Below are 14,375 nucleotides of genomic sequence, written 5' to 3'. Positions count from 1 at the left end.
GAGCGCCTTGTGTTGGGCTTCGACGGTGGAGCTGTCTCAACCCAACCTACGCCACGAGCTTGCACCCGTAGGTTGGGCTAAGCGCAGCGAAGCCCAACAGTGTCAAGGTGTAGCGCCTCGTGTTGGGCTTCGACGGTGGAGCTGTCTCAACCCAACCTACGTCAAGGGCTGACGCCCGTATGTTGGGCTGAGCGAAAGCGAAGCCCGACGGTGCCGAGTTGTAGCGTCTCCTGTTGGGCTTCGACGGTGGAGCCGTGTCAGCCCAACCTACGCCAAGGGCTGGCACCCGTAGGTTGGGCTGAGCGCAGCGAAGCCCAACGGTGCCAAGGTGTAGCGCCTCCTGTTGGGCTTCGACGATAGAACCGTCTCAACCCAACCTCCGTTTTCACGACCCTGGCGCGTTACCAGGGCTGGCCGCCGCGCTGGGATTCCAGGCGCCGGATGAACTCCTCCAGTACCAGGGCGTAGAGATCGTCCTTGAGCACCACGTCTTCCACGCCGCAGTCGATGTTGGGGTTGTCGTTCACCTCGATCACCGCCAGCTTGTCGCCCGCCTGTTTCAGATCCACGCCATAGAGGCCGTCGCCGATCAGGTTGGCGGTGCGGACCGCCAGCTCCACCACGGCGTGGGGGGCGTCCTGGACCGCCAGGGTGCGGAAATCGCCGCTGACCTCGGTGGCGCTGGCACTGTGGTCGTAGATCTGCCAGTGGCCCTTGGACATGAAGTACTGGCAGGCGAAGATCGGCTCCTGGTTGAGCACGCCGATACGCCAGTCGTATTCGGTGTAGAAGAATTCCTGGGCCAGCAGCAGTACCGAGCGCTCGAACAATTCGGCGCTGGCCTTGCGTAGCTGATCCTGATCCTCGACCTTGATCACGCCGCGGGAGAAGGAGCCATCGGGGATCTTCAGCACCAGTGGAAAGCCCAGGCGCTCGCCAATCCCCTCGAGCTGGGCGGGGTTGTCCTTGTAGAGGATCTCGGTGGCCGGCATGTCCAGCTTGTGGGCGCGCAGCAGGTCGGCCAGGTAGACCTTGTTGGTGCACCTGAGGATGGAACGCGGATCGTCCATCACCACCAGGCCTTCGCTTTCGGCCTTCTTGGCGAAGCGATAGGTGTGATGGTCGATGGCGGTGGTCTCGCGGATGAACAGGGCGTCGAATTCGCCCAGCCGCGCGTAATCCTTCTTCTCGATCAGCTCGACATCGAGCCCCAGGTGCTTGCCGACCCGCACGAAGTTCTTCAGCGCCTTGGCATCGGACGGCGGGAAGGCTTCCTTGGGGTCGTGCAGGATGGCCAGGTCGAAGCGGTATTTCTCGCGCCGCCCGGGCTTGAGCCAGACGCGCCGGCTGAAGCCGTCGAGGGCATTGGCGAAGAGGTCTTCCTGCTGTTCGTGCAGCTTGTGGATGCTGCCCAGCTTGAGGCCGCCGATGTGCCAGCCGGCGCGGTCGCGGCGGAATTCCACCAGCAGTAGTGGACAGGGAAAGGCCTCGAACACCTGCCGCGCCAGGTCCTGCAGCGGCGCGATGTCGGTATTGCCGAAATAGAGCGTCAGGGTGAAGCCATCGGCGCTGCCGTAGGGATGGCCGGCCAGCGCCTTGGTCAGCAGCTTGTCGAGATCTTCCAGCGCCAGGCCATAGAGCGACTTGCGCGCCAGTTCGCTGATGGTACGGACCGACGGGATGACCTTGTGCCCGCGGGCCTCGGCCAGCAGCGAGCAGTAGTAGCCGTGGCCAAGGTACTTCTGGCTGCGGCAGAGGTTGATGACCTGGACGCGCTTGCCGTTGTCCTGCTCATTGGATTGCTCCAGGTATTCCTGGGCGGTGATGACGTCTTCGCTGGGATAGTAGGACGACCAGTCTTCCTTGCGTTCCACGACGATATACAGCTTGCTCACTGGACCTCCTCGGTGCGGGGCGCGGTCCCGACGGAAACCTGCATGCCGCCGGACCACTCCAAATGTTGTACCGCGGGCGCTATTAACCGTTGCTTAACCATGGCAGGCTGCCCGCCCCGCTCCAGGAGAATCCTTCGCGATGAGTTTCATGCTCAGGCCCGCCGGGCTGGACGATCTGGCGGCACTGGTCGATCTGGAAGCCCGCTGCTTCAGCTATGACCGCCTTTCCCGGCGCAATTTCCACTGGATGCTCACCCGGGCGAACGCGGTGCTGATCCTCGCCGAAGACGGCGCCCGGGTGGCCGGCTATGCCCTGGTGCTGTTCCACCAGAACACCTCCCTCGCCCGCCTCTATTCCATCGCCGTCGACCCTGCCGCCCGCGGCCATCGCCTGGGCCAGCGGCTGCTGGAAGCCGCCGAAGCCGAGGCGCTGGAACGCGACTGCGCCTATCTGCGGCTGGAGGTCAGGCCGGACAACGCGGCGGCCATCGCCCTCTACGAGCGCAACGGCTATCTGCCCTTCGCCACGGTGGAGGACTACTACGAGGATCATAGCCAGGCGTTGCGCTTCGAGAAACGCATTCGCCAGCCGCGCGAGGGCCAGGCCCGTCCGGTGCCCTTCTATCGCCAGACCACCGACTTCACCTGCGGCCCGGCCAGCCTGCTGATGGCCATGGGGGCGCTGCAACCCGGCCGTGCCCTGGAGCGCCGCGAGGAGCTGCGGCTGTGGCGGGAAGCCACCACCATCTTCATGACCGCCGGGCATGGGGGCTGCGGCCCCCATGGCCTGGCCCTGGCCGCCCAGCGCCGTGGCTTCAAGGTGACGCTGCAGGTCAACACCCGCGGCCCGCTGTTCCTCGACGGGGTACGCAGCGAGGAGAAGAAGGAAGTCATGCGCCTGGTGCACGAGGATTTCAGCGCCGAGATCAAGCAGCTGCCCATCGAGCGCCTCTACCGCACCCGCCTGGACGTGGCCGCCTGGGTCGCCGAAGGGGCCTTTCCACTGGTGCTGATCAGCTCCTTCCGCCTGACCAAGGCCAAGGGCCCGCACTGGGTGCTGGTCACCGACTGCGACGAGGACTTCGTCTACCTGCACGACCCAGACGTGGACCACAGCCAGCATCGCCGGGAACTGGACTGCCAGCACATCCCGGTATCCCACGCCGAATTCGACAAAATGAGCCGTTTCGGCCGCGGCAAACTGCGTGCGGCGGTAATCCTGCGCGCTGGCTGAACCCAGGGTTGCGCAGGACGTCCAACAGGGCCAGGATCAAGATCAAGAACAACGACGGGGCGGTCCATGAGTCAAGCCTTGCGCAAGAACAATCCCTCCTACGAGTTGATGGAGGACCTGAGCGGGCACTCGGTGATCTACCGGGAGCACGGCTTCCCCTGCCCGCTGGTGCGCTGGCATTTCCACAAGGAATACGAGCTGCACCTGATCGTGGCCAGCTCGGGTACCGCCTTCATCGGCGACTACATCGGCAACTTCTATCCGGGCAGCCTGTTCCTCACCGGGCCGCACCTGCCGCACAACTGGATCAGCCGCATCGCCGAAGGCGAGGTGGTGGCCAAGCGCGACATGCTGGTCAACTTCACCGATGAGACGGTCGACAACGCCACCGCGGTCTTCCCCGAGCTCAGCGGCCTCGCGCCCCTGCTGGAGCGGGCCCGCTATGGTATCGAATTCCACGACCCGCAACTGATCGTGCGGGCCGAGCAGCTGCTGCAGCACATTTCCGAAAGCGGCGGCGCCACGCGCCTCGGCCACTTCCTGGTGCTGATGGAGGCGCTGGCCACTTCGGAGCGTTACCAGTTGCTGTCCGGCGCCGTCGAGCCGGGTACCGCCAGCGAGCAGGCCGTGGACCGGACCAACCGGACCGTGAACTTCATCTTCGATCATTACCAGCGCGATCTCACCCAGGAGGAAGTGGCCGAGCACCTGGGTATGACACCCACCTACTTCTCGCGCTTCTTCCGCCAGGCCACGGGCCGGACCTTCGTCGAGTTCGTCAACAGCCTGCGCATCAGCAAGGCCTGCGAGTTGCTGTCCCACAGCCGCCGACCGGTGACCGACATCTGCTTCGAGGCCGGCTTCAACAACATCTCCAACTTCAATCGGCGCTTCCATCAGCTCAAGGGCATGACCCCGCGCCAGTACCGCGCCCTCACGGCCCAGCGGCTGACCGAGCAGAACGCCTGAGCTGGCGCCGGGCCTTCGCCTCGCCCTGACGCAGGCGCCTGAACGCCCATCCGGCCCGGGCGGTGCCTCGGAGATTTCCCATTTGCCCCAAGGCGTGAGCGCCGTTCGACAGCGGCATGGCAAAGTTCGGTTATGATCGAACTACCAACCCGTGCCGATCGAGGACCGTGACACCATGACCGACTCCTACACTCCCCCCCGCGTCTGGACGCCCACCACCTCCGGCGGAAACTTCGCCAGCATCAACCGGCCCGTCGCCGGCCCCACCCACGACCAGTCACTGCCGGTCGGCGAGCATCCCTTCCAGCTCTATTCCCTGGGCACGCCCAACGGCATGAAGGTCACCATCCTGCTGGAGGAGCTGCTGGCCCTGGGGCACCAGGATGCCGAATACGATGCCTGGCTGATCCGCATCGGCGAGGGCGAGCAGTTCTCCAGCGGCTTCGTCGAGATCAACCCGAATTCCAAGATCCCCGCCCTGGTGGATCGCCGGGGCGCCGAGCCGCTGCGGGTGTTCGAGTCCGGCGCCATCCTGCTCTATCTCGCCGACAGCTTCGGCGCCTTCATCCCGAAGGATCACGCCGGTCGTACCGAGACGCTGAACTGGCTGTTCTGGCAGATGGGCTCGGCGCCCTTCGTCGGCGGCGGCTTCGGGCATTTCTATGCCTATGCGCCGGACAAGCTCGAATACCCGATCAACCGCTACGCCATGGAGACCAAGCGCCAGCTGGACGTGCTCGACCGCCTGCTGGCCGAGCGCCCCTATGTGGCCGGCGCGGACTACGGCATCGCCGACATCGCCATCTGGAGCTGGTACGGCAACCTGGCGCTGGGGCAGCTGTACAACGCGGCGGAATTCCTCTCGGTGCAGGACTACACCCACGTGCAGCGCTGGGCCAAGGCCATCGCCGCGCGGCCGGCGGTGCAGCGCGGGCGCCGGGTGAATCGCACCTGGGGTGAGCCGGGCGAACAGTTGGCCGAGCGGCATTCGGCGGCGGATCTGGACTGACTCCACAGAAAGCAGCGGGGCCGTTGGGCTTCGCTGATCGCGGCCATGCCGGTGCGCCGTAGCGAACGTTCCTACAGCGGGTGATGCTTTTGTAGGAGCAACTGTCTTGATCGCGAATCACGGCCATGGCGGTCCTCCGATGCGGCCGCTCCTACGGGCCGCCGTAGGTTGGGTTGAGCGCAGCGAAGCCCAACATCGCCTCGGGGCCGGCACTGTTGGGCTTCGACGATGGAGCCGTCTCAACCCAACCTACGGTTTATCGCGGCCATGGCCGCGATGAGAAGTGCAAACCTAGTGTGGGCCCCTTCCATATTTCCTGCACATTTGCCCCGCAGCCTGAGCCCATCGTAGTCAGGTCTGGCAGGCATGAGCAGGAAAACCCGTATTCTCGTCGTTATCGTCCTGGCCGGCGTCGCCCTGGCGCTGGGTCTGAAGCTGCATGGGCGCGCGACCGACACCGGCAGCGCCGCCCATGGCGGCCATGGCGATCACGCCTGGGCCGGGGCCGCGGGCGCGGGCGCGGGGCAAGCCATCACGGTAGCGGTGGCCCAGGCCGGGCATGCCGACGTGCCGGTCACCCTCACCGCCCTGGGCACCGTGGTGGCCAATGCCAGCGTCACGGTGACCACCCGGGTCGCCGGCCAGCTGGAGCAGGTGTTCTTCACCGAAGGCCAGCGGGTGAAGCAGGGTCAGTTGCTGGCGCAGATCGATCCGCGGCCCTACCAGGCCACCCTCGACCAGTACCGTGGCGACCTGGCGCAGAACCAGGCGCAACTCAAGAGCGCCCAGTTGACGCTGGAGCGCTATCGGCGCCTGGTGGCCAAGGACTCCCTGGCCAAGCAGGAGCTGGACACCCAGGTCGCCACCGTAGGCCAGTACCAGGGGGCGGTGCAGGCGGACCAGGCGCAGATCGCCGCCGCCCAGCTGAACCTGCAGTACGCCCGCATCGTCTCGCCGATCGCCGGCTATGCCGGGCTGCGCCTGGTCGATGCCGGCAACTACCTGGCCGCCGGTGACACCACCGGCATCGTCAGCATCACCCAGACCGATCCCATCGCGGTGACCTTCAGCCTGCCCCAGGCGACGCTGGCCAGTCTGCTGCCCAAGGTCCGCCAGGGCCAGGGGCTGGGGGTGACCGCCCTGGATCAGTTGGGCAGTACTTCCCTGGCCGCGGGCAGCCTGAAATTCATCAGCAACGAGATCGACACGGCCACCGGCAGCATCAAGCTCAAGGCGGTCTTCGCCAATCCGGACGAGAAGCTCTATCCGAACCAGTTCGTCAACGTGCGCCTGCAGACCGACACCCTGAAGAACGCCGTGGTGGTGCCCGCCGCCGCGGTGCAGCTGGGCAGCGACGGCAGCTTCGTCTATGTGGTAGGGACCGAGGACAAGGTCGAGCGGCGCGGCGTGACCCCGGGGCCGGCGCTGGGCGACCGGGTGGCCATCACCCAGGGGTTGCAGGGTGACGAGCGGGTCGTCACCCGCGGCATAGACCACCTGCGCGACGGCGCCCAGGTGCGGGTGGAAGCCACCCCGGCGGCGGACGCCAGTCGATGAATCCGTCACGGCTGTTCATCCAGCGGCCGGTGGCCACGGTGCTGCTGATGGTGGCGGTGCTGTTCGCCGGCATCCTGGGCTATCGCCTGCTGGCCATCTCGGCGCTGCCGGAGGTGGACTATCCGATCATCCAGGTCACCACCCTCTATCCTGGCGCCAGCGCCAAGGTGCTGGCCACCGCGGTGACCGCCCCGCTGGAGCGCCAGCTCGGGCAGATGGCCGGCCTTGCGCAGCAGTATTCCACCAGCTCGGCCGGGGCTTCGGTGATCACCCTGAAGTTCGACCTCAGCCTGTCGCTGGACGTCGCCGAGCAGGAGGTGCAGGCCGCGATCAACGCCGCCAACAGCTACCTGCCGAGCGACCTGCCCAACCCGCCCACCTACAAGAAGGTCAATCCGGCCGACGCCCCGGTGCTGACCCTGGCCGCCACCTCGGACAGCCTGCCGCTGACCCAGGTGCAGGACCTGGTCAACACCCGCCTGGCGCTGAAGCTGGCGCAGATTTCCGGGGTCGGCCTGGTGACCCTGGCCGGCGGCCAGCAGCCGGCGGTGCGCATCGACGCCAACCCCAAGGCCCTGGCCGCCCACGGGCTGACCCTGGAAGACGTCTACACAGTGGTCAACGCCGCCAACGTCAACGGCTCCAAGGGCGGCTTCGACGGCCCCGACCATTCCATCACCATCGACGCCAACGACCAGTTGCGCAGCGCCGCCGAGTACGGCGACCTGGTGCTCACCTATGAAAACGGCGCGGCCTTGCGGCTCAAGGACGTCGCCACCACCCGCGAGGCGCCGGAAAACGCCTACCTGCAGGCCACCGCCAATGGCCGTCCGGCCATCGTCATCAACATCCAGCGCCAACCGGGGGCCAACGTCATCGGTGTGGTCGACGCCATCCAGGCGCAATTGCCCAAGCTGCGCGCGGCGCTGCCGGACAGCGTGCAGCTGACGGTGCTGGCCGACCGCACCCAGACCATCCGCGCCTCGCTTGCGGACGTGCAGTTCGAGTTGCTGCTGTCCATCGCCCTAGTGGTGATGGTGACTTTCCTGTTCCTGCGCAACCTCACCGCCACCCTGATTCCCAGCCTGGCGGTGCCGCTGTCGCTGGTGGGTACCTTCGGCGTCATGTACCTGGCCGGCTTCTCGCTGAACAACCTGACGCTGATGGCCCTGACCATCGCCACCGGCTTCGTCATCGACGATGCCATCGTAGTGGTGGAGAACATCGCCCGGCACCTGGAGGATGGCGAGCCACCGCTGCAGGCGACGCTGCGCGGCTCGCGGGAGATCGGCTTCACCCTCATCTCCCTGACCTTCTCGCTGATCGCCGTGCTGATCCCGCTGCTGTTCATGGGCGACGTGGTGGGCCGGCTGTTCCGCGAATTCGCCATCACCCTGGCGGTGGCCATCCTGGTCTCCCTGTTCGTCTCCCTGACCCTCACCCCGATGCTCTGCGGCCAGTTGCTGCGGCACGTGCCGCTGGAACGCCAGGGGCGCTTCGCGCGCTGGGGCGAGCGGCAATTCGAGCGCCTGGTAGCCGGCTACGACCGCACCCTGGGCGTGGTGCTGGACCATCCGCGGCTGACCCTGCTGGTGGCCGTGGCGACCGTGGCGCTGACCGCCCTGCTCTATCTGCTGGTGCCCAAGGGCTTCTTCCCCAGCGAGGACACCGGCCTGATCGTCGGCTTCACCCGTGCCTCCCAGGACGTCTCCTTCGACGCCATGGCCCGCCGCCAGCAGGCGGTGGTGCAACGGGTGCTGGCCGATCCGGCGGTGGCGACGGTCACCTCCAGCATCGGCGTGGACGGCACCAACGCCACCCTCAACCAGGGTCGCCTGCAGATCCAGCTCAAGGCGTTCGAGCAACGCAGCGAGCGGGCCCCGGCCGTCATCCAGCGCCTCAAGCAGGCCGCGGCGGAGGTCGCCGGCATCCGCCTGGACCTGGTTGCCAGCCAGGAACTGACGGTGGACGACCAGCTCACCCCCAGCCAGTACCAGTTCACCCTGGACGATGCCGATGGCACCAAGCTGGCCGCCCTGTTGCCGCCGCTGATGCAGCGCCTGCAGGCACGCCCCGAGCTGCGCGACGTGCTCGACGACCTGCAGGACCAGGGCCTCACCGCCCAGGTGGAACTGGATCGCGCGGCCGCCGCGCGCTTCGGCATCACCGCCGCCGACGTCGACACGGCGCTGTACAACGCCTTCGGCCAACGGCTGATCTCCACCATCTTCACCCAGGCCAACCAGTACCGCGTGGTGCTGCAGGTACCCGGCGCCTTCCAACAGACCGCGGCGGCCTTCGGCGATATCTACCTGGCGCCGGCGACGACCTCGACCACCAGTGGCAGCGGCACCACGACGAGCAGCGGCGTCACCACCAGCACAAGCAGTCCCAAGAGCCTGGTGCGCCTCACCGATATCGCCCGCATCGAGCAGCGGCCCGGCGCCCTGGCGCTGACGCGCCTGGGCCAGTTCCCGGCGGTGACGGTGTCCTTCAACCTGGCCGAGGGCCATTCCCTGGAGCAGGCCCAGCAGGCCATCGCCCAAGCCATGCAAGAGGCCCAGGCGCCGAGCAGCGTCACCCTCAGGTACCAGGGCGCGGCCCAGGCCTTCCAGCAGGCGGCCGGCAACACCCTGTGGCTGATCCTGGCGGCGGTGGTGGTGATGTACATCGTGCTGGGGGTACTCTACGAGAGCTTCATCCACCCGGTGACCATCCTCTCCACCCTGCCCTCGGCGGCCATCGGCGCCCTGCTGCTCCTGCTGCTGACGGGTACCGAATTCACCCTGATCGCCCTGATCGGGGTGGTGCTGCTGATCGGCATCGTCAAGAAGAACGCCATCATGATGGTGGACTTCGCCCTGGAGGGCCGCCAGCAGTTGCACCTGGCGCCGCGCGAGGCCATCCACCGCGCCTGCCTGCTGCGCCTGAGACCCATCCTGATGACTACCATGGCCGCCCTGCTCGGCGCCCTGCCGCTGATGTTCGCCAGCGGCTCCGGCGCCGAGCTGCGCCGGCCGCTGGGCCTGGTGATCGTCGGTGGCTTGCTGGTCAGCCAGGTGCTGACGCTCTACACCACGCCGGTGATCTACCTGGCCTTCGATAGCCTCGGCGAGCGGCTGGGCCGACGGCTGCGGCGGAGCGACGCGCGATGAATCCGCTGCGCCTGTTCGTCCTCAAGCCGGTCGCCACCCTGTTGCTGAGCCTGGCGGTGCTGCTGCTCGGCCTGCTCGGCTATGCGCAGCTGCCGGTGGCGCCGCTGCCCAAGGTGGACTTCCCCACCATCGTGGTCACCGCCAGCCTGCCCGGCGCCAGCCCCGAGACCATGGCCGCCACCGTGGCCACGCCGCTGGAGCGCAGCCTCGGCCAGATCGCCGGGATCACCGAACTCACCTCCAGCAGCAGCCAGGGCTCCACCACCCTGATCCTGCAATTCGACCTGTCGCGCAACATCGATGGCGCCGCCCGTGACGTCCAGGCCGGCATCAACGCGGCGCGCAGCCTGCTGCCCAGCGGCATGCCCAGCCTGCCCACCTACCGCAAGGCCAATCCCACCGAATCGCCGATCCTGATGCTGGCGCTGACCTCCAGGACGCGCAGCCCGGGCGAACTCTACGACCTGGCGTCGAGCATCCTGCAGCAGAAGATCGCCCAGGTGCAGGGCGTCGGCCAGGTGTCGATCCGCGGCAGTTCGCTGCCGGCGATCCGCATCGACCTGCAACCCCAGCAACTGGCCCATGCCGGCATCGCCCTGGACAGCGTGCGCGCCGCCATCGCCAACGCCACCACCCATGGCGCCAAGGGCGTGCTGCACGCCGAGGGCCAGACCTGGTCGATCGAGAGCAATGGCCAGCTCGAGCAGGCGGCGGACTATGGGCAGCTGATCGTCGGCTACCAGCAGGGCGCCGCGGTCCGCCTGAGCGACGTGGCGCGGGTCTATGCCACGGTGGAGGACGTCTACGTCAGCGGCTCGCTGAACGGCCAGCCCTCGGTGACCCTGGCCGTGACCCGCCAGGCCGGCGCCAACATGCTGCAGACCCTGGATGCCATCAAGGCCCAGCTGCCGGCCTTGCAGGCCCTGGTGCCCGGCGACGTGGACCTGGTACCGGTGATCGATCGCTCGTCCAGCATCCAGGCCTCCCTGCACTCCACCGAGGAGACCCTGCTGGTGGCGGTGCTGCTGGTGATCGGCGTGGTGTTCGTCTTCCTGCGCGACCTGCGCGCCACCCTGGTGCCGGCGCTGGTGCTGCCGCTGTCTTTGATCGGCACCTGCGCGGTCATGTACCTGCTGGACTACAGCCTGGACAACCTGTCACTGATGGCGCTGATCATCGCCACCGGCTTCGTGGTGGACGACGCCATCGTGGTCCTGGAGAACATCACCCGCCATCGCGAACTGGGCCGCGGCCCGCTGCGCGCGGCACTGATCGGCGGGCGCGAGGTGGCCTTCACCGTGCTGTCCATGACCCTGTCGCTGATCGCCGTGTTCATCCCGCTGCTGCTCATGGGCGGCATCGTCGGCCGACTGTTCCGCGAGTTCGCGGTGACCCTCAGCGTGGCCCTGGTCATCTCCATGCTGCTGTCGCTGACGCTCACCCCCATGCTCTGCGCCCGGCTGCTGCGCGAGCGGGCGCCCAACGCGCCGGTACCGGCGGTCTATCGCCGCATCGAAGCCGCCCTGGCGGGCCTGCAAGCCGGCTATCTGCGCGGCCTGGACTGGGTCTTGCGGCATCCGCTGCTGACCCTGGCCAGCCTGGCGCTGACCGTGGTGCTCAACGTCTATCTCTATGTAGTGGTGCCCAAGGGCTTCTTCCCGGACCAGGACACCGGGGTGCTGATGGGCGCCATCCGCGCCGACCAGAACATTTCCTACCAGGCCCTGGCGCCCTATGTGAAGGAGATCGCCGCCCAGCTACGCCAGGACCCGGACGTGGCCGCGGTGATGGCCTCCACTGGCGGCGGCATGTTCGGCTCGCGCAACTCGGCGCAGTTCTTCATCCGCCTCAAGGACTACAGCGAGCGCAAGGCCAGCGCCCAGCAGATCGGCAACCGCCTCAGCCAGCTCGGCAGCCGCCACGCCGGCATCCAGCTGTTCCTCATGCCGGCCCAGGACCTGCGCGTGGGCGGCCGCAGCGCCAACGCCACCTACCAGTTCAGCCTGCAGGCCGACGACCTCGACCAATTGCGCAGCTGGACGCCCAAGGTGGAGGCCGCCTTCAAGACCCTGCCGGAACTCACCGGAGTGGATTCCGATGCCCAGAACGGTGGCCAGGAAGTACGCCTGGAGATCGATCGCGCCGCCGCCATTCGCCTGGGGGTGACCGTCAAGGAGCTCGACACCTTCCTCGACAACGCCTTCAGCCAGCGCCAGGTGGCCACCCTCTACCGCACCCTCAACCAGTACCACGTGGTGCTGGGGCTGGCGTCGGCCTACACCCAGGATCCCGAGGTCCTCAAGCAGCTCCACGTGGTGACCGCCAGCGGCGATCAGGTGCCCCTGGCCGCCTTCGCCCGCTTCGCCGGCGGCAACGCAGCCCTGGCGGTGGCGCACCAGGGCCAGATGGCCACCAGCACCCTGGCCTTCAACCTGGCCGACGGCGTCTCCCTGGAGCAGGCCCAACGGGCGATCCAGGCGGCGCTGAGCAAGATCGGCCTGCCGCGGGAGATCCAGTCCGGCTTCCAGGGCACCGCCCAGGCCTTCGCCACCCTGGTCGCCCAAATTCCCTGGCTGGTGGGCGCGGCCCTCGCGGCCATCTACCTGGTACTGGGCATGCTCTACGAGAGCTACGTCCATCCGCTGACCATCCTCTCCACCCTGCCCTCCGCCGGGGTGGGCGCCCTGTTGCTGCTATTGGCGACGGGTACCCAGCTGACCCTCATCGCCCTGATCGGCATCCTGCTGCTGATCGGCATCGTCAAGAAGAACGCCATCCTGCTGGTGGACTTCGCCCTGGCGGCCGAGCGCGAGCAGGGCCTTGCGCCGGCGGCGGCCATCCGCGAGGCCTGCCGGCTGAGATTCCGCCCGATCCTGATGACCACCCTGGCGGCCTTCTTCGGTGCCCTGCCGCTGGCCCTGGGCAGCGGCGGCGACGACGAATTGCGCCGCCCCCTGGGGCTGGCCATCGCCGGCGGCCTGGCCCTGAGCCAGGTACTGACGCTCTTCACCACCCCGGTGGTATTCCTCTGTCTCGACCGCCTGAGCCGCGCCAGTCGTCGCTTCTGGCGCACGCAGCTACGCCGCCCCGCGGCCTGAAGGTAACGACCATGCACGCCCCGCGCACCCTACCCTGCCTGCTCCTGCTGGCCCTGCTCGCCGGCTGTACCGTCGGCCCCGACTACCAGCGGCCCAGCGCGCCGCTCTCGACGCAGTTCAAGGAGGCCGCCGGCTGGAAGGCCGCGAGCCCGCGCGACGACCAGGCCAAGGGCGCCTGGTGGCAAGGCTACGCCGATCCGCAGCTCACGACCCTGCTCGACCAGGTGGCGGTGTCCAACCAGAACGTCGCCCAGTACCAGGCCCTCTATCGCCAGGCCCGCGCCCTGGTCCGCGAAAGCCGCGCCGAGACCCTGCCCAGCGCCACCCTGGAGGCCAAGACCACCCGCAGCGAGAACGCCAGCGGAACGAGCGACAGTTCGAGCAGCGCCAGCGTGAGGAACGCCGAAAGCCTGACCCTCGGCCTGAGTTGGGACCTGGACCTCTGGGGCAAGCTGCGCCGGACCCTGGAAGAGGACCGCGCCAGTGCCCAGGCCAGCGCCGCGGAGTTGGCCAATGCCACCCTCAGCGCCCAGGCGGAACTGGCCCAGGACTATTTCCAGCTGCGCATCCTGGATCGGCGCCTGGCGCTCTACGACCAGACCCTGGCCGACTACCGGCGCTACCTGGCGGTGATCCAGAACAAATACGACGAACAGCTCGCCTCCCGCGCCGACCTCGCCCAGGCCCGCACCCAGCTGGAGAGCGCCGACGCCAGTCGGCTGGACCTGACCACCCAGCGTGCCCAGCTGGAACACGCCATCGCCCTGCTGCTCGGCAAGCCGCCGGCGGACTTCAGCCTGGCCGTCGATCCGCACTGGCAGGCGCGGCTGCCGGACATTCCCGCGGGCCTGCCCACCGCCTTGCTGGAGCGCCGCCCCGACATCGCCCAGGCGGAGCGGCAGGTGGCCGCCGCCAATGCCGCCATCGGCGTGGCCACCGCCGCCTACTATCCGGACCTCACCCTGAGCGCCAGCGGTGGCTACCAGAGCAGCCTGCTCGGCGAGCTGTTCAAGACGCCGAGTCGCTTCTGGTCCCTGGGCCCGACCCTCTCCGGCACCCTGTTCGACTTCGGCGCCACCCGCGCCGGCGTCGACCAGGCGCGGGCCGCCTACGACGCCAAGGTCGCCAGCTATCGGCAGACGGTGCTCACCGCCCTCGGCGAAGTGGAGGACTACCTGGTGGCCCTGCACACCCTGGATCCGGAACTCGCCGCCCAGCGCCGCGCCGTGGCCGCCGCCCGCGACTCGGCCAGCGTGACCCGCGACCAGTACGAAGCCGGCCTGATCGACTACTTGGACGTCGCCACCACCCAGGCCACCCAGCTCAGCCAGGAACAGAGCCTGCTGCAGCTGGAATCCAGCCAGCTGGTGACCAGCGTCCAGTTGCACATGGCCCTGGGCGGCGACTGGCAGGCCACGCGCCTGGCCGCGGCCCCCTGACAGTCATCCGCGGAGCTGC

General features: G+C 67.9%; 8 protein-coding genes. 7 read left to right on the top strand and 1 reads right to left on the bottom strand.

Annotation, left to right across the window (positions count from 1 at the left end; all coding sequences use genetic code 11):
* Positions 1-401 precede the first annotated feature (401 nt).
* A complete protein-coding gene (locus FSV73_RS06040; protein ID WP_145005344.1) occupies positions 402-1,895 on the bottom strand; it encodes a RimK family protein in 1,494 nt (497 codons plus the stop codon).
* Positions 1,896-2,034: 139 nt separating this feature from the next.
* Between FSV73_RS06040 and FSV73_RS06035 the strand changes: the two genes are divergently transcribed.
* The 7 genes from FSV73_RS06035 (at position 2,035) to FSV73_RS06005 (ending at position 14,356) form a co-directional block, all read left to right on the top strand.
* Positions 2,035-3,129, top strand: a complete 1,095-nt coding sequence (locus FSV73_RS06035) for a GNAT family N-acetyltransferase/peptidase C39 family protein (protein ID WP_145005341.1) — start codon at positions 2,035-2,037, stop codon at positions 3,127-3,129.
* Between the two features lie 66 nt (positions 3,130-3,195).
* Positions 3,196-4,098, top strand: a complete 903-nt coding sequence (locus FSV73_RS06030) for a helix-turn-helix domain-containing protein (protein WP_145005338.1) — start codon at positions 3,196-3,198, stop codon at positions 4,096-4,098.
* A 175-nt stretch (positions 4,099-4,273) separates the two neighbouring features.
* Positions 4,274-5,107, top strand: coding sequence for a glutathione-dependent disulfide-bond oxidoreductase (yghU, locus tag FSV73_RS06025; RefSeq protein WP_145005335.1), 834 nt, complete (start codon positions 4,274-4,276; stop codon positions 5,105-5,107).
* A 366-nt stretch (positions 5,108-5,473) separates the two neighbouring features.
* Positions 5,474-6,664 carry an MdtA/MuxA family multidrug efflux RND transporter periplasmic adaptor subunit gene (locus FSV73_RS06020; protein ID WP_145005332.1) on the top strand — a complete coding sequence of 397 codons (1,191 nt, stop codon included), beginning with the start codon at positions 5,474-5,476 and terminating at the stop codon, positions 6,662-6,664.
* Positions 6,661-9,819 (top strand): efflux RND transporter permease subunit, encoded by a 3,159-nt coding sequence (locus FSV73_RS06015; protein ID WP_145005330.1) that lies wholly within the window; start codon positions 6,661-6,663, stop codon positions 9,817-9,819. Before FSV73_RS06020 ends, FSV73_RS06015 begins: the two co-directional genes overlap by 4 nt.
* A complete protein-coding gene (locus FSV73_RS06010; RefSeq protein ID WP_145005327.1) occupies positions 9,816-12,917 on the top strand; it encodes an efflux RND transporter permease subunit in 3,102 nt (1,033 codons plus the stop codon). The genes FSV73_RS06015 and FSV73_RS06010 overlap by 4 nt, the downstream gene beginning before the upstream one ends.
* Positions 12,918-12,928: 11 nt before the next feature.
* Positions 12,929-14,356, top strand: coding sequence for an efflux transporter outer membrane subunit (locus FSV73_RS06005; protein ID WP_145005324.1), 1,428 nt, complete (start codon positions 12,929-12,931; stop codon positions 14,354-14,356).
* Positions 14,357-14,375 lie beyond the last annotated feature (19 nt).

This window comes from Pseudomonas oryzihabitans, assembly GCF_007665395.1.
GTDB classification, from domain to species: Bacteria; Pseudomonadota; Gammaproteobacteria; order Pseudomonadales; family Pseudomonadaceae; genus Chryseomonas; species Chryseomonas psychrotolerans_C.
Note: the sequence above shows the minus strand (reverse complement) of the source record. Positions and strands in the feature narration are given on the sequence as shown.

Bases quoted from the DNA above. Each gene is read 5' to 3' on its own strand.
- FSV73_RS06035 (WP_145005341.1), top strand. From the start codon at position 2,035: ATGAGTTTCATGCTCAGGCCCGCCGGGCTGGACGATCTGGCGGCACTG.
- FSV73_RS06030 (WP_145005338.1), top strand. From the start codon at position 3,196: ATGAGTCAAGCCTTGCGCAAGAACAATCCCTCCTACGAGTTGATGGAG.
- yghU (WP_145005335.1), top strand. From the start codon at position 4,274: ATGACCGACTCCTACACTCCCCCCCGCGTCTGGACGCCCACCACCTCC.
- FSV73_RS06020 (WP_145005332.1), top strand. From the start codon at position 5,474: ATGAGCAGGAAAACCCGTATTCTCGTCGTTATCGTCCTGGCCGGCGTC.
- FSV73_RS06015 (WP_145005330.1), top strand. From the start codon at position 6,661: ATGAATCCGTCACGGCTGTTCATCCAGCGGCCGGTGGCCACGGTGCTG.
- FSV73_RS06010 (WP_145005327.1), top strand. From the start codon at position 9,816: ATGAATCCGCTGCGCCTGTTCGTCCTCAAGCCGGTCGCCACCCTGTTG.
- FSV73_RS06005 (WP_145005324.1), top strand. From the start codon at position 12,929: ATGCACGCCCCGCGCACCCTACCCTGCCTGCTCCTGCTGGCCCTGCTC.